General features: G+C 36.4%; 17 protein-coding genes and 1 pseudogene. 4 read left to right on the top strand and 14 right to left on the bottom strand.

The annotated features are described in order from the left end of the window. Positions 1 to 60 precede the first annotated feature (60 nt). From rbsK to BAU15_RS01670, 9 genes are all read right to left on the bottom strand, one after another. Positions 61 to 942, bottom strand: coding sequence for a ribokinase (gene rbsK / locus BAU15_RS01710; protein WP_161841017.1), 882 nt, complete (start codon positions 940 to 942; stop codon positions 61 to 63). Continuing rightward, positions 939 to 1,880 carry a nucleoside hydrolase gene (locus tag BAU15_RS01705; protein WP_161841016.1) on the bottom strand — a complete coding sequence of 314 codons (942 nt, stop codon included), beginning with the start codon at positions 1,878 to 1,880 and terminating at the stop codon, positions 939 to 941. The genes rbsK and BAU15_RS01705 overlap by 4 nt, the downstream gene beginning before the upstream one ends. Next, a complete protein-coding gene (locus BAU15_RS01700; RefSeq protein WP_161841015.1) occupies positions 1,861 to 2,676 on the bottom strand; it encodes an energy-coupling factor ABC transporter ATP-binding protein in 816 nt (271 codons plus the stop codon). The genes BAU15_RS01705 and BAU15_RS01700 overlap by 20 nt, the downstream gene beginning before the upstream one ends. Next, entirely contained in the window at positions 2,673 to 3,512 is an 840-nt protein-coding gene (locus BAU15_RS01695; RefSeq protein WP_161841014.1) for an energy-coupling factor ABC transporter ATP-binding protein, read from the bottom strand. The genes BAU15_RS01700 and BAU15_RS01695 overlap by 4 nt, the downstream gene beginning before the upstream one ends. Next, positions 3,509 to 4,246: an energy-coupling factor transporter transmembrane component T gene (locus BAU15_RS01690; RefSeq protein ID WP_161841013.1), complete on the bottom strand. Its 738-nt coding sequence runs from the start codon at positions 4,244 to 4,246 to the stop codon at positions 3,509 to 3,511. The genes BAU15_RS01695 and BAU15_RS01690 overlap by 4 nt, the downstream gene beginning before the upstream one ends. Next, entirely contained in the window at positions 4,239 to 4,865 is a 627-nt protein-coding gene (locus tag BAU15_RS01685) for an ECF transporter S component (protein ID WP_237580104.1), read from the bottom strand. Before BAU15_RS01685 ends, BAU15_RS01690 begins: the two co-directional genes overlap by 8 nt. 105 nt (positions 4,866 to 4,970) lie before the next feature. Further along, on the bottom strand, positions 4,971 to 5,675 hold the full coding sequence (locus BAU15_RS01680) for a Crp/Fnr family transcriptional regulator (protein ID WP_161841012.1): 705 nt from the start codon (positions 5,673 to 5,675) through the stop codon (positions 4,971 to 4,973). Between the two features lie 162 nt (positions 5,676 to 5,837). Next, the gene (locus BAU15_RS01675) at positions 5,838 to 6,260 is read right to left on the bottom strand and encodes a hypothetical protein (RefSeq protein ID WP_161841011.1); all 423 of its coding nucleotides are present in this window, start codon (positions 6,258 to 6,260) and stop codon (positions 5,838 to 5,840) included. Between the two features lie 361 nt (positions 6,261 to 6,621). Continuing rightward, a complete protein-coding gene (locus BAU15_RS01670) occupies positions 6,622 to 8,223 on the bottom strand; it encodes a hypothetical protein (protein ID WP_161841010.1) in 1,602 nt (533 codons plus the stop codon). Between the two features lie 541 nt (positions 8,224 to 8,764). Here BAU15_RS01670 and BAU15_RS01665 point away from each other — a divergent pair. Further along, complete coding sequence (locus tag BAU15_RS01665) at positions 8,765 to 9,172, top strand: (deoxy)nucleoside triphosphate pyrophosphohydrolase (RefSeq protein ID WP_161841009.1); 408 nt, start codon at positions 8,765 to 8,767, stop codon at positions 9,170 to 9,172. A gap of 1 nt (position 9,173) precedes the next feature. Continuing rightward, positions 9,174 to 12,053 carry a DEAD/DEAH box helicase gene (locus tag BAU15_RS01660; protein WP_161841280.1) on the top strand — a complete coding sequence of 960 codons (2,880 nt, stop codon included), beginning with the start codon at positions 9,174 to 9,176 and terminating at the stop codon, positions 12,051 to 12,053. A 312-nt stretch (positions 12,054 to 12,365) separates the two neighbouring features. Here BAU15_RS01660 and BAU15_RS01655 read toward each other — a convergent pair whose 3' ends face one another. Genes BAU15_RS01655 through BAU15_RS01645 form a run of 3 tightly spaced genes read right to left on the bottom strand, consistent with a single transcriptional unit; the run spans position 12,366 to position 15,954 of the window. Next, the gene (locus tag BAU15_RS01655) at positions 12,366 to 13,535 is read right to left on the bottom strand and encodes a hypothetical protein (RefSeq protein ID WP_161841008.1); all 1,170 of its coding nucleotides are present in this window, start codon (positions 13,533 to 13,535) and stop codon (positions 12,366 to 12,368) included. A gap of 3 nt (positions 13,536 to 13,538) precedes the next feature. Then, positions 13,539 to 15,347 (bottom strand): AAA family ATPase, encoded by a 1,809-nt coding sequence (locus BAU15_RS01650; protein ID WP_161841007.1) that lies wholly within the window; start codon positions 15,345 to 15,347, stop codon positions 13,539 to 13,541. Between the two features lie 10 nt (positions 15,348 to 15,357). Beyond that, positions 15,358 to 15,954, bottom strand: a complete 597-nt coding sequence (locus BAU15_RS01645) for a hypothetical protein (RefSeq protein ID WP_161841006.1) — start codon at positions 15,952 to 15,954, stop codon at positions 15,358 to 15,360. A gap of 329 nt (positions 15,955 to 16,283) precedes the next feature. Here BAU15_RS01645 and BAU15_RS01640 point away from each other — a divergent pair. Next, positions 16,284 to 16,430, top strand: a pseudogene (locus BAU15_RS01640) (ATP-binding protein); the annotation flags it as partial. Positions 16,431 to 16,583: 153 nt separating this feature from the next. Here the strand turns inward: BAU15_RS01640 and BAU15_RS01635 are convergent. Further along, complete coding sequence (locus tag BAU15_RS01635; protein WP_237580103.1) at positions 16,584 to 18,302, bottom strand: DNA/RNA helicase domain-containing protein; 1,719 nt, start codon at positions 18,300 to 18,302, stop codon at positions 16,584 to 16,586. A 264-nt stretch (positions 18,303 to 18,566) separates the two neighbouring features. Here BAU15_RS01635 and BAU15_RS15905 point away from each other — a divergent pair, with 264 nt between their 5' ends. Further along, positions 18,567 to 18,812 (top strand): S66 peptidase family protein, encoded by a 246-nt coding sequence (locus BAU15_RS15905; RefSeq protein WP_161841277.1) that lies wholly within the window; start codon positions 18,567 to 18,569, stop codon positions 18,810 to 18,812. Positions 18,813 to 18,947: 135 nt separating this feature from the next. On the opposite strand, the gene BAU15_RS01625 is transcribed toward BAU15_RS15905, so the two are convergent. Continuing rightward, complete coding sequence (locus BAU15_RS01625; RefSeq protein ID WP_161841005.1) at positions 18,948 to 20,957, bottom strand: hypothetical protein; 2,010 nt, start codon at positions 20,955 to 20,957, stop codon at positions 18,948 to 18,950. Positions 20,958 to 20,985 lie beyond the last annotated feature (28 nt).

The raw sequence follows: 20,985 nt of genomic DNA, 5'->3' as shown, positions 1-20,985 counted from the left end.
AAATGCCGTCTCTCTATCTACTGACCAACTATCTAGAACTCCGTCGAGGCAACTACTGACCTAACTAAACGCCTCGAGTTCTTGAATAGTTGGCATACCTTGTTGTGCGCCTTTTTTGGTAACAGAAAGTGCCGCCGCTTTGTTGGCAAATTGGCTAGCCTCTGCCAATGACTTTCCTTGAACGATCGCCAGTGCAAAAGCACCATTAAAAGTATCGCCCGCGCCAGTCGTATCGACAGCCGTAACAGGATAGGCCGGTACTTGGCGAAGTTCTTTGCCATCATGGAACAGTACACCCTTCTCGCCCAGCGTGACAATCAGTTGATTGGGATAGTTCGTCACGGCTTCTTCGACCGTCAGCTCAGGAAAAATCTGCTGGCACTCTGTTTCATTAGGCGTCAAAAAAGTTACATTATCCATCAACTGGGCTGCTTCTACATCTGCTGGCGCCGGGTTATACAACACCGAAATGCCAGCTTTTTTACAGCAATTCACGATATAATGGATAGTCTCACTAGGAATCTCATTTTGTAAAATAACTAAACTGTACTCCGATAATCGCCCGGCCAACTGCTGTTCTACAAATTCAGATGTCACTTCGTTATTGGCACCAGGGATAATAATAATTCGGTTATCTTGATTAATCAGAAAGATATGCGCGGTGCCTGTTGAAGTAATCGAGCTGACGCCAAGCTTCTCGGTGTTGACCTGATTGGCTGTCAGATTTTCACGAACTAACTCACCGTGTCCATCATTACCGACGCAACCCAGCATATCTACGGATCCGTCCAACCGAGCGATTGCCACGGCTTGATTGGCGCCTTTGCCTCCGCAAAATAATTCGAGGTCAGCTGCTTTAATCGTTTCTCCTTGAGCCGGCATCCGATCAAGTTCAATCGTCAAATCAACTGATGAAGAACCAATCACTAAAATTTTCTTCATTGATTTGCCTCCTCAGCATCTAATCTCGTTAGGGCTGTCAGCAATAGCGCAACAAATTCCTCACGCATCACTTCTTGTAGTACCAATACTGGCTTCGGACCCACAGCAGCCCGTCTAAAATCGCCATAAGTCAGGCCACGAGCGGGGGATTCATCAGTAATCACGTGAATATCCGCCTGCACACCACTAAAAATCTCTGGTTTTAATAGGTAAGCAATCGTACACAAATCATGCAATGGCGAATCGATAAAACCAAACTGACGACCTGATTCATTGTAAAATGACAATAATTCATAAGCTAACCGGCTCACGCGTCCACGTCCTGCCAGCTGCTCAATCTCAGCAACCGTAATTTCCGCTTTTTCTGTGACATCTAAGCCAGCCATCACAATTGGTAGGCCACTCTGAAAAACAATCTCGGCTGCTTCTGGATCGACATAGATATTAAACTCAGCTAAAGCAGTCTGATTACCATGACTCAGTCCCCCACCCATAAGCACAATTTCTTCGATTGATTCTGTCACTTCGGGATGGCCTTTCAACAGTAACGCGATATTCGTCAATGGCCCTAATGCTACTAGCGTCACTTTATCGTCGGTTTGCTTAATTGTTTGATACAGAAATTCCACGCCAGTGGCTTGGCTTAGCGGATAGTCGGTTCCTTCAAAATAAGGCCCTTCCATCCCACTCTCACCATGCGCTTCTGGAGCCGTCTTCAATGATTTAACTAAAGGTCCTTCTTCGCCAGCAGCTAAAGGTACATCCGCCGCCAGAAAGTACAAGATGTTTTTAGCATTCTCGGTGACTCTAGACAATGTCTGATTGCCGCCAATTGTCGTCACACCCAATAGCTCTAATTCTTCTGGATGAGCCAAAGCTACCATCAGTGCTAGTGCATCATCATGACCAGGATCACAATCAATCAGAATTTTTTTCATGTAGCCGCACCTTCTTTCCTAACTCCGCCATTGTGAGCACATCCCTTATTCCCACGGCCTTCGCTAATTGGCAGATGTAGGGTTGCTTCAAGCCACTCAAAGCCAACAATTGCTCATCCCAAAAGATTTCTCTGGGCGTTCCTTCACGTCGCAATTGTTTGTCCGCAAATACTAAGACGCGCTGAAATTCCTTGGCAACAAATTCCATATCATGGGTAATCGTAATCACGGTTTTATTTCTTTTCGCCAATTCTTTTATAATCATACCCAATAATTCTGTCGACTCTCTATCCTGTCCGGCAGTCGGTTCATCTAAAATAACTACCTCTGGATCCATCGCAATAATCGCGGCAATCGTGATGAATTTACGTTTTGAATAAGATAAATTGTAAGGATGTTCATGTAAGACATCTGTCAAGCCACATAATTCAGCTGCTGCCGCCACTTTTTCTTTAACAACGGTCGCTGATAACTTCTGGTTTTTCGGTCCAAAAGCAATCTCTTTTTCAATGGTGTCTTGAAAAATTTGATCATCCGGATTTTGGAAAACATAACCGACATGCTTCGACATTTGAGCGGTCGTCACATGCTTCGTTGACACACCATCAATCAAAACTTCACCCTTCGTCGGTCTCAATAAACCATTCATTAATTTAACAGTGGTCGTTTTTCCGGCACCATTCTGACCAATAATCGCTACTGCTTCACCCAATTCAAAACTCAATGAAACATCTCTCGTCGCTTCAAAGCCATTGGGGTAGCTATAGCTGACTGCCTCTAATTTTAAGAAACTCATCGGCTTACGACCTCCTTCAACTGTGCAATCGCTTCGTCCATCGTAATCGGCACTTGCGTCGTGTACCCTAACTCTTCTCTGAAAAATGAAGCCACCTGAGGCAACGAACCGCCATGAGACACAATTGCTGGGTCACTCAACAGCTGATGTGTCGGGCCACTCTGAACTATGCGTCCCTCTTCTAATAAAACAATCGCATCACAATATTCAGCCAACAAATCAACCTTATGCTCCACGACAATAATCGTCTTCCCTTGCTCTTTCAGCATGGCAATAATCTCAAATACTTCTTCTGTACTTTGTGGATCCAATTGTGATGTTGGCTCATCCAAAATAATTACCTCTGGATCTAAAGCCACTACCGATGCCAATGCTACTCGTTGTTTTTGTCCACCAGATAATTCATACGGGTTCTTATCCTTCAACTCTTCCAAATGAAATAATCCTAGTAGCTCTTGAACTTTTGCTTTCATAATCTCAGGAGCGATCCCGATATTTTCCATTCCATAAGCAATCTCTTCTTCCACGGTATCTTTAACACCTGAAATTTGGGTAAAAGGATTTTGTGAAGAATAGCCAATCTCAGCCGCTAAAGCACCTACATTATACGAGCTGATAGCTTTGCCTTTATACGTCACTTCGCCAGTTAATTCACCAAAGAACATCGCTGGGATAAAGCCTCGAATAATATTACACAAGGTCGTCTTGCCTGACTGATTATTCCCGATAAATCCATAAACTGCGCCTTGTTCAAGAGACAAAGAAACCTCTTTAATTACTGGCTCTACATCCAATGGATATTGGTAGGTTACCTGTTTCAATTCGATTAAACTCATAGTGGACCTCCTACGAAATACATCACTAATGCGACCAAACATAGAATCACAATCACGTAATCCCATGCTGTCTTCTTCAGCGAATAGTATGTTGTTTTTTTCATTGGGGCAGAAGAACCACGTGCTTCTAATGTTAAGACGCGTTCATCCGTCTGTTGAATCGACGTCAAAACCAATGGACCCATCATCGGTACGAAGGCCTTCATGCGGACAAGCGCTGAACCTTCTGTCTCAATTCCTCGCGCCCGTTGTGCATCGGTGATTGTCTGAGATAATTTTGACATCTGTGGAATCAACTGAATCGTCGCTGCAATCACGAACGTGACTTTCTTTGGAATTCGAGCCTTTTCCAAAGCTGAAACAATATCTTTAACACTCGTCACTTGGAAAAACCAGATAATAATTGAACTAATCGCAACAATCCGTGAAGCCAAGCCAATACTAGTATCCAACCCAATTTGAGAATAACCAATAAACCACCACAGCGGTTGACTGTCCTCATTTTGAACAATAAAGACTTGTACTAAAAAGATAAAAATAACAATGACAAAAACTGATTTTAAGAACGTTTTAAGGAAATTACCAAATGTGCCAGAAGCCAAACTAAGTACCAGCGCTAGGCCAAACAGCACATATTGAACCGTTGGCACAGTTGAAAACATACTGATAATTATTACGGTTAACACCAGCATCAGCTTTGTTGAGGGATGCCATCTTCCAATCATACTATCCATGCTTCAACGCCTCCTTCTTAATATAGGGTAGACCATAATTCAACTTAATTAAGAAACGTGGCGGAATGCGCATCACAATCAAATAACTAATAGCAAAATTCAAGATTGTGTTGATCGTCCCGGTCACAATATTCGTTGAGAAGACCGATTCCCATAACTGTTGACCCGCTGCCAGAAACGCTGCCGTCACCAAATCGGTCCCAGCACCGGTCACACCACCAAACATGAAGACTGTCACAATCGCCGCTGAACCAGCCGAAACAATCGTCAATACGACACAAGCAATTAACAAACCTAAAATGTTTTTGAAAAATTTAAATCTCGAAAAATAACCAGCGAACAAACCAATACTCATGGAAACAATCCCATACGGAATCGCGACTGGATTCAACATCCCATTCACGACACTCCCCAAGAAGCCTGTCACTAAACCAACCCACGGGCCCGCCACCATCGCCACTAAATACGTGCCAATCTGGTCAATAAAGACGGGAAATTTTAACACGGTACATAGCTGGTAACCCACTACGTTTAAGGAAACACCCACTGGAATCAGCATCAATGCCTGTAAACCAAAGTCATATCTTATGCCTCGTTTCATACCTGTTCCTACTTTCATTTTTTTATTTTCGTGTAAGAGCTTTCTTTCATGTTTCAGTATAGGGACAAATAAAAAACCACGAAAGGACACATGTCCCTTCGCGATATAAAAAATTTATTGTTTTTAAATATTCTGTAATTGAGTTTTTAGTCGTTGATACTCCTGTAGGCCAATATATATACGACGTTGTTCACTAATAATTTCCTGATTCTCCCGTAGCTTCTTCAACGCACGCCCTACCGTCCTGACACTCATACCCAGCTTATTGCCAATCTTCTCACGAATCTCTACGACCTCAATCAGATCAGATTCATCCTTCACACGTTCTTCATAATACGAAATCAAGAAATGGCGCAGACGGTTCACGCCTTCATAGCGATACAACAAGCCATCATTTCCTGAACGATCATATAAATCCCGCGCCAACAACCCCGCACTCAAACGCAACAAATCCAAATCCTGCATCAACCATTCGTAGACAATCGAAGATGGCACCCGAACTGCTTCAACCTTCGTCAGACAAGTAATCGTCGCAATCGTCTCCTCTTGTTGAGCCAAAATCTCAAGCAAGCCAACACTCCCATTACTCTTACCCAACTGAAAATAATCATACTCATTACCATCCGCATAATTACGCGCACCCATCACGATTCCACTAATAATAAAGTAGACATACTCCGGAAAATCCCCCCGCATGACAATCGTCTGCTTCGGCTCAAAACGAATCACCGGATACTGCTCCAACCCTTTATTCTGAACACTATGATAATTAATCGTCCGCTGCTGGTTATACTCCTGCCACTTCACTCTAAGACGCTCTTCCCCCATCAGTAGAAACTCCTTTCTTGGTGATTGTATGGTTTAATTTCTTTCAGTTAATCTAAAACAGCAAGATTAACTTCACTAGCTGTACTCTTCTTCTATAAATTTATGCTATCTTCATTTCTAGTCTAGAAACTCTAACACAAGAATTGTCAGTGAAAAAATGTCTTATGAAATTAAAATAACTTTCTCAGATAATCCATCATTTTCTTGATACTCTTCAAATATCCCCCACAAAGCTCGCAAAGCCATTCTTCCGACCAGCGCTTCACCGATAGGGACAAATTCCCATTCATATTTACTATTCTCAATAGATATATCACCTATTCCAATCGCTTCAATTACTGGTTCATAGAACTCTCGAATAATTTTCTTCTCAATAAAACGCTGCCCACCTGTTGGCTTTTTCCTTCTCTTAATTCTTATTTCTGGTTCAATCAAAATAGCTTTCGGAAACGTGAGCAGGCCATCTTTTTCACTATCCTTATTACTTGATTCGGGGATATTCAAATTTATTGCGCCATACTCATAAATTACGATTCCCTCATCTTCAACAGCCAGATTGGCAATTACACCATACCCCCTCGACATATCTCATTCGCTCCTTTTATTGATTACCTATGTAACTTAAGAATACAGTTTATTTCTTCCATTAAAAAAGTTTTACAGTATAAATGTGAGCTACTCTATAAATATAGTTTTCTCAAATAATTTGAAAAGATTTGTATAGAAATAGCTTAGCAATCAAATTATATACCTAATTTGATTAATGTTCATTATTAAGTTCACTCATTTATCTCTAGATAAAAAACTACAGCTAGCTGGAATTGCACTCTCAAGAATGATCGTTCGAAAAAAATGCGATAAAAGCTACGAACACTTTTACCGCATCAAACTTATTCTATTTTAGACGACTGTCTTATCGATAATCAACTATCTCTATTGCTTTAATCTATTCATCCGCAAATACAGCCAATTCCTGAATAAAATTCCGTTTTTGTTTGTGTTGTTGACGATAGGCTTGAATCAATTCTTGGCATGCATTAAGTATGCCAGACCCTTCCATAGCTTCCCCTAACAAAACAATGAGCGCCGCCATTTGCATATAATATTTCCGGTATTTCGAATCAATCAGTACATCGGTAACTTTTTCTACCTCTAGCTGGCACCAGTTGAGATAGATTTCTTGCTCTTCTTCAGGTAAAGTAACCGATGTTTTCCACTCTTCAAAATAGTCTTCAAAACACACTAAATCCATAGATAGTCTACTTGCAATCACCTGTGTTGCAGCTTTTGAGAAAGGTCCTTTTCTAAGCAATAAAAGATACAACGGAACGATTTCACCGGTGGAATAGCTATTCCACCCTATCTCAACTTTTTGTCGCTCTTGTTGTTCTAGTTCATAAACCTGTCCAAATTGTTGTAAAAAGAATAACAATTGCTGACGTTCTTCCACGGTCTCATCTGTCTGAGTAAATTCAAGTAACGCTAGCCTATCCTCTTCTTGCAACGGCTCTGTTATCACTGGGAAAAGATTCACTAATTGTGGATCAGAATAGTAGGCTGCTAGTCGAGCTTCATAACTAACCGCTGAATTATTCAACCGTTCAGCAATTTTTATAAGCTTCCGAGCTATTGTACTCCGCACCTTATTCGCCCTAGGAATTGCTTCAAGTGCCTCAACACCGATAGTCAACACTTTCTGCCACTCTTTTTCTCCAACTAATTGTTCGATGTATTTCAAATAGACAGTTGGATGTAGATTAGCCGTTTCACGAGCTAATTGATGCAGTGCACGCTCATCAGCCAATGCTGGACTATGAGCAATCGCATCCATCAATAAACGATCAGCCAATGAGCCTTCTACCTTACTCAAGAACTGAATCCATTCAGCTAAAAATTGCTCCAATCTCTCTATTGGCTTAGGTCCTGTCGATATGATTTCTTCAAGTGTAATAGAATAACACATATCAAATGAGTAATAACGATACAGCTCTTCCAAATGTTCTGTAGATGAACTCATTTGAATGGCAGTATAAAGTAGATTCATCGCTATTTTTTTACACTCTACCTCCTCCATGAGTTCACTCATCACATCATCAAAAGACAATTCACTCTCTTCCCCAGTCACCTCGTCATGCAGTCGGTAAGAAAACGTGCAACAACGCGCATATAGCTCAGCAGCCTCACGATAGTGACTTGTATAAATCAGCTGCTCCGCCAAATCAAAAATCTTTCTCAGCATCTCACCCATCTGGTAGATATCCTGATAATCATCGCTATCAGAAAAATCCCATTCGTCATCATAATCATAGTAGTCATCCTCTTCTCTCAGAAAATGATACTTCTTCTTCGCCATTTCTTTGAACCAATTCGCGTAGTCAGTAACATCCTTCTGAAAAGAATCTTGCGCAGGATCAAGCATCTGCAACACTTTCTCCCGATTTTCTGGCATAGTCATTCGTAGCAGGTTCAACAAAGCAGTTTGCATTTCTTCCTGACTCATATTAGAAACTTTGGCAGTACTCTTACTTAAAAAATCTTGATAATCCATCTAATCACCTTTCGCAGGACTTTTTTATCAGTTTATCATAAAGTCCATTTTTGAGCAGGTTATTGAGAAAAATAAAAATACGACAAAAGTCAGTTACACTTTTGTCGTATTCAATATTAGTATATATTATTTCAAACGTCAGGTAGTTGATACTCATGCCAACAAAGCTGCCTACTCTCAATCATCAAAGAATGCTAAAAATTTCTTAAAACAGAGTTATCTACTGTGTAACTTGATAACGAAATTCCCATTTGAGCACATAAGAAATACCTTTATATAAAAGTTGTAATTGACTTATTTAGACTGAAATGTCTAGCTCATTAATGTCCTTAAGAAAACTATAATTACTAATTGAATATATCTATTTATGAATGCTCCTTCGCCCAGTATAACAATCGAAATTTGGAACATAATCTTACTATTTCAGTATTCAAGAATTCTCTCTTTAGATTTCTTAAATATTAAATATCAACTTATTGAAGAAATATTCATTTTATGAGATCCTTAAGAAGTAAATAATACGCAGATTAGAGGAAAATCAATGAAAAAAGAGATTAATGTTGTTGGTGCAATTATTATTAAAGATAACAAAATTCTGTGCTGTAAGAGAGGTCCCGGACGCGCATTAGAAAATCTATGGGAGTTTCCAGGCGGAAAAATAGAAAACACTGAGACAAAAATACAAGCGTTAAAAAGAGAAGTAGCTGAAGAATTAAAAATAGATGTACAAATAGAGGAATTTGAGTTCGAGTTTTGTAGATATGAATATGAATTTGGATTTGTCAATTTAACTACATTTATTTGTCATTTAGAAAAAGGAGTGCCTAGGTTAACGGAACATACAGATATTAAATGGTTAGCACCTCAGCAATTAAGTAGTATTGAATGGGCACCAGCTGATATTCCTACTGTAGAAAAATTAATAAAGAACGGAGTTGGACAACGGTAAAATGGAGATACTTAAACAAGCGATAAAAAAAGCGTTTATTGATAAAACAATTCCTAGCGATCGTTTAAATCCTAAATTTATAATCAATAGTCCTGAAAAAAAAGAATATTTATTAACCACTTTGCAAAATGATTTAAATAATTGCAAAACGTTTTTTATATCAGTTGCGTTTGTTACGCAGAGTGGGCTAAATGCAATTAAATCACAACTTGCAGATTTAGAATCAAAAGGAATTTCCGGAAAAATTTTAACGTCAACTTACTTAGGATTTAATAATCCTGATGTATTCGCCTCTCTATTAAAAATCCCAAATGTGGAAGTAAGAATTTCTAAAAAAGCTGGCTTTCATTCAAAAGGTTACTTATTTGACATGGGCGGTTACAACTCGTTTATCATTGGTAGTTCAAATCTAACGATGTCTGCACTTAAATTAAATTATGAATGGAATGTTAAACTTACTTCATCCGAACACGGTGAGATGATCTCAACTATCCAAACGCATTTGAAAAATGAATGGGCTGCTTCTGAGCCCCTAACAGAAAAGTGGATTGAAGATTTCAAAAAAATCTACAAACCGATAACCAATACAACTTTGATTGAGCATCTGATGCCCTATCCGACAGATGTAGTCCCTGAAAAAATTGCTCCAAATAAAATGCAAGAAGTAGCTCTTGAGAGTCTGAGAAATTTACGAAAAAAAGGCGAAAAAAAAGGCCTAGTGATTTCAGCTACTGGAACTGGGAAAACCTATCTAGCAGCATTTGACAGTGCTCAATTCAACCCTAAGAGAATGCTATTCATCGTACATCGAGAACAAATTTTAAATAAAGCTCTTGAATCTTTCAAAAAGATTATGGGAGGAAAAGATTCCGACTACGGTATTCTTTCAGGAAGCTCAAAAAATATGGAAGCAAAATATCTATTCGCAACCATTCAAACAGTCTCTAAAGAGAGTTATCAACAGATTTTAGGAAAGGATGCCTTTGACTACATATTAATTGATGAAGTTCATAAAGCCGGAGCAAAATCATATATAAATACTATTGATTTCTTTGAACCGGAATTTTTATTGGGGATGACAGCTACTCCCGAAAGAACAGATGGATTTAATATTTATGCTCTATTCGATTATAATATTGCTTATGAAATCAGATTACAAGAAGCTTTAAGCGCAGACATGCTTTGTCCATTTTATTATTTTGGTGTCACTGATTATGAAAAAGAAGGCCAGATTATTAATGAGTTATCTGATCTACAAAAACTTACAGATCATGAGCGTGTAGAATTTTTACTTAAAAAGATAGACTACTATGGTTGCTCTGGAAATGTTCCTAAAGGATTAGTCTTTTGTAGCCGAAAAGACGAGGCTCAAAAATTGGCAGAGATGTTTAATGAACGTAATATTCCTAGCGCCTATTTATCTGGAGATCATGATTTGAACACTAGAGAAATAGAAGTTTCACGATTAGAGGCTGGAGAACTCAATTATATTTTCACTGTTGATATCTTTAACGAAGGCATAGATATTCCAAAAGTAAATCAGATAATCATGTTGCGGAACACTGAATCAAGTATCATATTTATTCAACAATTAGGTAGAGGCTTGCGAAAAGACGAATCTAAAGAATTTGTAACAGTTATTGATTTTATAGGTAACTATAAAAATAATTATATGATACCTATGGCTTTAGCTGGAGATAATTCGAGGAATAAAAATAATTTACGTCGTGATACAATTGATGCTACTTACATCGATGGATTATCAGCTATTAATTTTGAGAAAATTGCTAAAGAAAGAATTTTTCAATCTATTGATAAGGCGAAGCTAGATAGTATGTCCGAATTAAGAAATAGCTTCCATAAGATCAAGAAACGTCTAAATCGGGTCCCATACTTAGTTGATTTCCAATCAATGGATGGTGTTGATCCGTCTTTAATTATAGGAAAAGAAAAAACATATTATAACTTTTTGAAAAAAATAAATGAAGCTGAAGGATCAATTAGTGAAGCTGAAAATCTCGCATTAAAATTCATCTCTGTTGAATTTTTATCAGGAGTTCGTCCACATGAATTGCTAATTCTAAAACTATTTTTAGAATCAGATCGCGAAAGTATTCATTTTGAAGAGATAAAGAACATTTTATCAGAAAACAAATTGCTGCATTCGCAAAAGATTACTGAATCCGTTATGAAGGTATTAGATCTCTCATTTTATGAATCAGGTGCAAGATCTGGGTATATGCCTTCGCAGCTATTTAAGATGGAAAATGATACTCTATTCATCACTGACAATTTTAAACAATTCAAGAATAATCCTTATTTTGTGAAATTAATGTTGGATGTAATTTATACTGGCATTGAAAAATCTACCCAGTACACTCCTTCTCAACCATTAGAATTATACAAAAAATACAGAAGAAAAGATGTATTACGACTACTTGCAATGGATTTTAAACAAAATGAACAAGGAATTGGTGGTTATACTTATAGCAATAAACAATTCGTGATATTTGTAACTTTAGATAAAGGGAAGGATTTTAAAGGCTCTCTTTTAGCTTATGAAGATGAGTTTATAGATGAAGGTACATTTCGTTGGTTCACAAAAGCACCTCGAACAATTGAATCACCTGAAGTGAAACTGTTGAAAGACCCAGAAGAATGGACTATTCATTTGTTCGTCAAACGCAAATATACCATTAAAGACAACGAGATCGATTTTTATTATCTTGGTGAAGTTTCACCTATTCAAGAAACTATTCGGCAAATTCAAAAACCTGTTTCGGATGGAAAATTAAAAAATGTAGTTGAAATGGATTTTACGTTAAAAGAGGTTGTTGAACCAAATATATATGAATTTTTAACGAAAACATCAGAAGAATAATTTGTAACTAGTAAGCTCCAGGATTTATAGACGATAAACTGCCCTCTCATCACACCTAAGAGTTATATCATATTTAGTGTTGGTAAAAGATCTTGAAATCTTTTATCAACACTATATTTATGCATTCTGAAAACCTCTAGTTAAATATAATTCTTTAACTGGAGACATCTATTTCCTATTCAATCTGTTTTTCAATATTATTGTCTGATAAAGAGTTAATTAATAGTTCATGCAATGCAAAATCCACATTCCAAAAATAATACTATAAACAACGTTCGATCCTTTAGTGTTAACGATAGTAACTCATTGACCTCAAGTATTCAAAATTAAGTCTTGTACCAATTTAGATAACGGTCTATTCAAAAGCTCTTCCTCGCTCCCATTGTAACCAAAAATAAAATTATCCAAATCCATGTCATGAAGATCTGTTTTCATATTCTTACTAAATTCTTTCATATAATCTTTATTGTAAATAGATTTTTTCTTTTTTAAATCACTTATCAGTTCGCTGTGGCTAGCATAAATTTCATCCAGATAATATGTTTTTTTATAGTAGTATAAGTCGATTTTTTTCAAAATATCATCTCCACCAAGACTATCTATATCAATCGATATTTTAGAATTTGAAAATCCCATTAACTGATTATAATCATTAAATCCATCTGTAAATACTTTTGTGTGGTTCATCGTATCCTTAATAAAATACAAATTATCAAAAATTTTATTGGCTTTTAAATTTCTATTACAAAATAAACAAGACGGAATAAAATTCATGATACTTAAAGCAAATAGTGGATATTTAGACTTTGGATAAAAATGTTCTAGATCTGCTTGAATCTTTTCTTCACCTTCAATATAAAATGGCGTCGTGTATTGTCTATTGCAGTATGGACATACAGTAATATTTGTTGAATGGAGGATCTGCGCTCTTAATCCTCCATTACTAATATATTCGTTATAAAAGCCAAATATTTCTCCTACATCCTTATTAAATTTTTCCAAATGTTTCTTCACCTTAGCTTGTAAATTCTTAAAACCTTTTTCGGTTAATATTTCTTCTGAAATTTTTTTGCCAGGATCATTTTTGTACGAATTCGCTAATATCTTTCCAAGAAATTCATTATTATACGCTTCATAGTATTTTTTTAAATAAAATTCATCTTTACAAGGAGTACAAATTGTCTTTTTATATTCAGAGACTCTCTCATAAAAATCAACTTCTGCAAAAGTCACTGTCTTTCTGTAGTTATCTATAAAAGGTATGTTGGTGTTATTAAATATACTTCCTAACAATATCTCTTCTATATCATCAACCGAAATATATTTAACAATATTAAACGCTCCGTCCGATTTTCCAGTTGATTTTTCAAAATTTTTATAGTTACTCTTAACTTTATCAATGACTTTAGTTTTGAATTTCTCTTTAAAGCTCGTATCATTTATCAGCTGATCGTGTATATTCAAAGGTACATTTATTAACATTTATTACTCCCCTTCTAATGATTCTAGTCTAGCAATCAATTCCTCTTTAGTCATATTTTGATAATTTTTCAATTTATTCCTGTTTTCTATATTAGTTAATTTCTTCATCAATGTTCTCCTCACTAACTCATCCCCAAGTAAAGATATTCTATTTTTTAAGTTCTCAACCTGTTTGCCCGAATTCGAATCAATATTACTTAACTCTTCTAAGTCGGCTATTATCTTATTTATTTTGATATTCGCATACTCGCCTATCGTATTTTTCAAAAACAAACCATTAACCATCAAGGTATAAATATTTTGGCCAAATGTTTCTTCTTCTATAGTATGCTCACCGATAAGAATTACATTATTCTTAGTAAAATCTGACAGTACGATTGGTGAATGGGTAGTAATGATTAGTTGGATCTCTTTTCCGGATAGTATTTTTTTTAAGAAGTATGGAACAATATGTATCCATAGCCTTTGCCACTCTGGATGAAGCCCCAGATCCACCTCATCAACTAAGAAAAGAATATCTTTTTCAATTAATTTATTTTTTTTCGAATATATTCTACCAAACAAATTTAAAAGTGCAAATTCCCCTGAACTAACACCATTCCATTTGAAATCTATAGTTGAAAAAACTGCCTTCTCTATCTCATTTCCGTTAATAAACTCATTTACAATTAAGTATAAAACTTCTAGATCGGACATTTTTCCCTTATCTTCATAGCTCACTCTATTCTTTTGACCTGTATCTTCTAATGAAAAAGTAAAATCTCTACGCCTAGAAAAATTCTTATGTATATACTTTATTTTTTTTAGACAATCCAGCGCATCTATACAAAATTGGCTATCTTTATCATATTTATCAATATATTCAGCTAGTTCATCCTTAATAAAACTGTCTAAATTCTCTAAATACTCATCATTTAAGCCTATCGTTCTATGTTCCAAATCTATAAACTTACCTTTTGATTTTAGGTGAGAAAATTCATTTTTCAGCTCAGATTTGAATCTTTCATAACTATTTTTGCTTTCCTCTTGATTCACCGGTAGTAAAATAGTTATCTGACTAATTAAGATGCTAATAAATTTTAAATATAAGACTGTAATGATATTATTCTTGTCACTAGCGTTTCCTATATCTAAGCGGGTTTTCATCGATTTGAAATTAATTTGTTCAGATAGATATCTATCTTTTACGCCAAGAATCCCTCTACCTTCATTGGATAAAGTCATAATGCATTCCTTAGCCTCTATATTAATAAATTTCATATCTTTTACTTCATTAAATTTCCTAAGGTCACTATAATAGTTAACAACAAAGCTTATTTGGTTAAGCATATCTATTTCTGTTAACCTACCAATTCCATAATCATATAGTAAGCTAGTTGTTGATATATCATAGTTTTCGGCGGCTACTTTTTCCTCAAAAGCTCTACCTTCTAATGTAGTTGAAAATTTGACGATATTACATTGCTCCTGATTATGATATTCTTTTAATATTTCGTCCTCAAAACAAACTTTTCTCTGTTTTCCTGTTAAATAATAAGACTGTATATCGTCTACTACAGTCCTAATAATAAATGTACAGGTAGATTTACTATTACTTCTCATTAAGTTCTGATATATATCATTAATTAGTCGGGTTTTTCCAGAACCATTCTCACCAACAATACAACTGATACTTTTTAACTCATTATTATAAAAATCAGTTACTTTCGTTTTTTTACTAAGTTGATATATCTCTTTATCCTTCTCAATCATATAATCATTCAATAAGCAATGAGATGTTCCATTTTCAAATATAATCCCTACAAAGTCCATTTGGTCTCTCCTATACATACATTTCTATACATTGATATTTCGTAATATTACAATACCAGTTAAACTGGGACATAATCTGATCGGAATCAGGGTAACTATCATTCTTATCATTTGAACCAATCTTATAATTTCCCTGTAAATTACCTCTATCTTTTTTTGAAAGTACATGTCTTAATCCTAGCCCTTTTTTATGCCATAATTTTATTTCACCTAACTCATCCTTCGATTTTCCATGAGCTTTAATTTGATCATCTATGTTTTGATTTTCATCTGGAATGAATATTTTAATCGGATCCTTTAGAACTATTTTATATTTCCATTGCTTCTGACCAAACCATGCTATATCATCAATATTATCATCTTCAAAACAAAAGAAAACTTTTGCGATATAGACTAAACACTTATTATTACTAATAAATACAATATCGTCTTCCTTTAATGCCTCGGGTTTAAGTGCTCCAAATTCAGACAACCCCCACAAAGAGTAAGCACTCTCATTTAATTTCAAACCGTTCGCAAATGGTTCTAGTTTTACTTTGGGTATTTTATTTTTTATCACATCATTTAATTCTAAACCTCTTCCGCCAGCACATAAAAAAATATTCATAACTTACCTCTCTCTCATAATTTTTATTTATTCTTTTCGACTACTGTATATAGTGTTTAGGCTAACTTACCCATCTGTTAAATCTCTATGTAAATAATTCCATTATTAATCAGAATTCTTCTCTCTATTATCCAGCAACTATCTACGTTCAACAGGAGTAGAGTAATAGTAATAAATTGTATTTACTGCAAAAGAATCTCAAATTTATAAACTAGACTAATAAAACCTTTAATACTCAATAATTCCGACAAAAATAATACATAGTTAATTGCCATTATAAGTGTGACGATTCCTTTTAAGAGCAACCAGGGTGATTCCTTACCGATTCAAAAAAAGAAGGTGACTTACTATTTCACCTTCCAGCCATAGCCATACGTTATGAACGACTCTTGACAATTATCACAACGAATATTATTTTATCTCACTGGGAAGAGTTATTTCAAAGTCCTGAAATCGCCGCAGCCATCCTTGACTGACTCGTTCATCATGTCAAAGTATTCAAGATTACGAGCAAATCTTACCGCATGAGGGATACTGAAAGTCCAAAACTTCAGGTGCCACTGACAGCACCAAATTCCTAGCATTGTGAAATTTTGCTAAATCAGCGACTTTTTCCAGACATCTTCTTCCTACAACCCGACTCGCTCTCTAAATAACTTCTCTACACTCTTATCCTCAAAATAAACGGCACATCCATCAATGCCTCGTGAAAGCAGTACGTAATAAATATTTAAGATATACTCTGTTAACTCAGATAAGCTAAATGTTTCTTTCAAAGGTGTTCCACCGATATCTTTATAATTTTCTGGCACTGCAACAATTCTTCCATCCTTCACTGTTATATCATTTCCTATAATCACGCCAGAATGATTCAAATCATACCCTTGAATAGCATGAATTGAGCCTATTTCATTTTCTGAATTTGGTTTCTTTACCCAGTCCTCATATGTCGAGTTCCATCTTTTTTCGATGCCGTCCATATTCCAATCATAGGGTAATTCTTCCATTTTTTTACCTTTATTCTCTTTCTTGCCACTATTCGATAGCCATTCTCTACAATAACCAGCAATTACCCTATTAGTTTTCTTTGGGTAAGCATGGGAATACTCATCAACATAATCAATAACTTCTTTAAATGTATCTACAATTTTAAAATATTCATCTTTAAAAACTTTCTTATCAAAGGTTTCATCATCACTTAGTTGGAAGCCATATAATATCCCTTTTAAAAAGTCTTCACCTGAGAAATCCTCATTTCCACCAATTCTAAACTGCTGCCTTAATAACAGCTTTTTATAGTCTTTCGTAAGATTTCTAATTTCTGAAGGTCTGATATTTTGAGGCTTGATTCCTTGATATGGATCATATAGTAGAACTAATCCATCAGTTAGTTCTTCAAGAAGAGTAATTTCCTCATCACCCTCCTTAAGATGTCTTCTTGCATTTGGATGCCCTTTTCTATAGTGCTGCTTCAATTTATGTGCTTCATCTACAATAATAATGTCAAATCTCTTATCATTATTTTTTGCATCTACTATTAATTGGGAACCTGTTTTAACAGTTAATCTACCATTTAATCCGATTGACTTAAAAATCAAATTAAACTGTCTAGTTAAGTTTCCTGTAGTTATTAACCCTATCCTTAAGCTTGGATTCTTTTCAGCTAAAGAGAACGCTAAATTAGTAAAAAGAACGGATTTTCCTGAGCCCGCGGGGGCTTCTATTAAATACCTTTTTGTCACGTCTTTTTCAATTTCATCAGCAACTACTCTTTGTTCAGATGATAGTTGTTTGAACGGTGAGTATTTGAATAAAAGACGCTCTCTCAGCTCCGCTATGTTGGGATTATCGACTAATCCCAATCTATGTAGTTCATTACTCCACAATCTATAAAAGACTTCTGTTACAATTTCTTCTTTATTCTTATAAACCAATTCAGTCTGCCCACCATTTCCATTTGCAAACAGAAATTTAGTCGTATCAGACTCCGCAATCATATAGTTCAAGATTAATGATTCCAAATCGAGAATAGATGATTTGTCAAATAAATTCGAGTAGATTACTAGACAGTTTGTATACTCGTTATAATCTACCTTAGGATTAGACTCACATAAATGTTCATTGTGTCTTCTACTGAAACCGTTTGTCTCACCAACATAAACTTTTCTCTTCGTAAGATTATAGTAAATATAGGTAACTGGGTTATTCTCTAAAACATTCATATGAATTTTCTCAAGCTGATTAACTATCTTTCCATTCTTAAGTACCAAATTCATGACTCTATAACTCGCCATTTTCTTCACTCCAATTATTAATTTAAACCCTCTATTAATTTTTTGTTGTTTCAATATCTTTAAATCAGATGAAGTAGCCTCAATCTCAACGCTGATCGCTTATGTATCTCAAAATATATATTAAATTTCATCTCAACTCTATTTTACAGAGCTTTTAGACAAAAGAAAAGAATAAAAAAATCACAAATAGCCTTCTATCACCTTTCATTTTTTTAATAAATGAGATTATTTAACCGAAAGTTATCTCCTGACGATTCTTTTTCTTGAGACTTCTGAAATGAAAGTCACGCCATAAGTTTTTAGACAGATGTTGCTAGAATAAAAAACAGAGCCCTTTTCAAAGTTACCAATGGGATTCTCTTTGGTAAGTCACAGGACGAAACTTTCTGGGATGAATATAATCATGTCTTAGTTGAAACAATTAATGAGGAACAACCATCAATCCTTTATAATATTAATCTTGGGCATGCAGCACCTCGTTGTATTCTACCTATCGGGGTCAATGTCAAAGTTGATACGATTAACCAAGAAATTATCTTCTTAGAAAATCCTTTTGCTGCTTAATACTCTCTATCTATAGAAAATAAAAAAATACCAAAACAAAAAAGCTTGAACCGCTGAATTATCATTAACAGCGTCTCAAGCTTTTTACATTTATTTACTAAAATCCGATTCCTCATTCCACATCATCGCCAACCCTCATGGTGCTTCAACAATCGTCCATTGAATCGTAGTGCTATAATCCCCGACAGGTTCACTGGGGCTGACGGGTAATTGAAAGCCTTCCGTATCTGACCAACCTAAGTTATATTTGGTTTGATCTGTGGTGTCTTGCTGCATATCGATTGCAACTGGCACGCCGATAGCTAATGGCGTGACTTGGCCGGCAGCATTTTTGTATTCGATCGTTGAAGACAGTGCATGCTGCGTATTACTATTTTCTAGCGGTGTTTCTTGGGTAGCTTCTAGTCTCCAAGTGGGTGGTTCGTTGTTTGGGTTCGTTGTATCGCTGATATTGACGACCCAATCATCATTGGCATGGCTTATCACCGGATCGTTTGCCAACTTAACTGCCTGAAAGCTAGAATGGTCAGCGACCTCATCAAACTGAATGGTGCCTGCTATTAGTGTGAAATGTAGCGTGATCACTTGGGAGGTTGCTCCTTCCTTGTCGATTGCTACCAAGTCTAACTGATTGCTGCCAGAGGCGTTTAGTTTTTCGACCGGGACTGTCACGTCTAGACTAAAGGCTGTTAGTTGTCCTTTGTAGGGATTCGGATAGTCTTCACTGGTAAAGGTCGACTTATCAACATATTCCCCTTTCAATGAGACAGAGCTACTCTCATTATCCGACCAGCGGCCATTGATCGTAAAGCTATAATCGCCGGATTCTTCACGCATCAATTCGAAGTCTGTAGGTTCAACTTTTAATACGGGCACATAATTTGTTTTTTTTCTGATGTCAACGATAAACTCAACCGCCGTTGACATGCCATTATCACTATCGGTCATCGTAAATTCTAATACATTTTCCCCATACTTTATTTTGCCTGCTTCAGTCTTAATGTCTAGGCTAAAGCGTGTTGTGGTGCCTTTATGTTCATTTGGATAGCTTGCATCAGTTAAACTGATTGCTGTCTTATCTGGATATTTCCCTTCAATCGTCACTTGGTCGCTATCTGAATCCAGCCAGCTACCTTTTAGACTGAAGGTATACGTTCCCGATGTTGATTCATTCAAAGTGACCTTTGGATAAGTCAGCGTAAATATGGGTAATTCGTTCGTATTTTTCGTCACCGTCACAGTCAACAGCACCTGTTCTGAAGTGCCGTCTTCGTTGTCCATCAACCAGAATTCCAATTGATTTTCGCCTAATGTTAATTTGCCAGCTGCTGTTTCAAAGCGAATAGAAAAGTTATTCTCAGTACCTAGATCCGTATTCGTAAAGGTATTGTCGGGCAAATCGATGGCTGAGTTGTCTGAATATTTTCCAGAGAGTGTCGTTTGATGACTATCCTCGTCCTGCCAGACTCCCTCAAAATCAATTTTGTAAATTCCTGTATCATTTAGTGGGACACTCAGCTGTGCTGAAGTTGTAGTCAGCATGGGGGACTTATTGGTTGTAACTTGCTCATGAACAAGCAGACTGTCCTCTTGCGTCACGCCATCAATCGTCAGATAGAACACGACTGTATGCTCGCTCGCGTCAGCCACCGTTTGGTCTGACGTCGACAAGTCAAACATCGTCTGAAACGTTTTATCTGTCTGATTCAAATCCGCAGCTGGAACCGTTTGGCGTGCTCCGCCATCGACTTGGTACGCTAAAGTCGCTTCTTTATCCCCTGAATAATTGGCCCAGTTACCACTCTCAGCATGAATCAAAGGTTGATTATCTTGCGGATCTAGGGTCATAGATAATTCGTCATCAGCTAATTGTAACTGCCAATCGGTTTGTGTATTGTCCGGCAAATCAATGTTTGAATCGCCGGTCATGTTCCCCGTATCTGCAGAATTATAAACTCCGCTCGACAGCGTGCTTGGCTCCGTACCAATGGTCGCTTCCGTACGCTCGCTCTCCGTGCTGACCGTCACCTGATCGCTTTCGGTTGAATACATCTGCTCATCTAATGCTGAGACCTCGATGGTCAGAGAAAGTTGACTCCCTATCACCAGGCACAGAATAACCAGGCCTCTCACTATGCGTTTCATTGAATCATCCCCTCATACTACAGTTTCT

The organism is Candidatus Enterococcus huntleyi, from assembly GCF_009933175.1.
In the GTDB taxonomy this organism is placed as follows: domain Bacteria; phylum Bacillota; class Bacilli; order Lactobacillales; family Enterococcaceae; genus Enterococcus_K; species Enterococcus_K huntleyi.
This window is presented reverse-complemented; position numbering and strand designations above follow the sequence as displayed.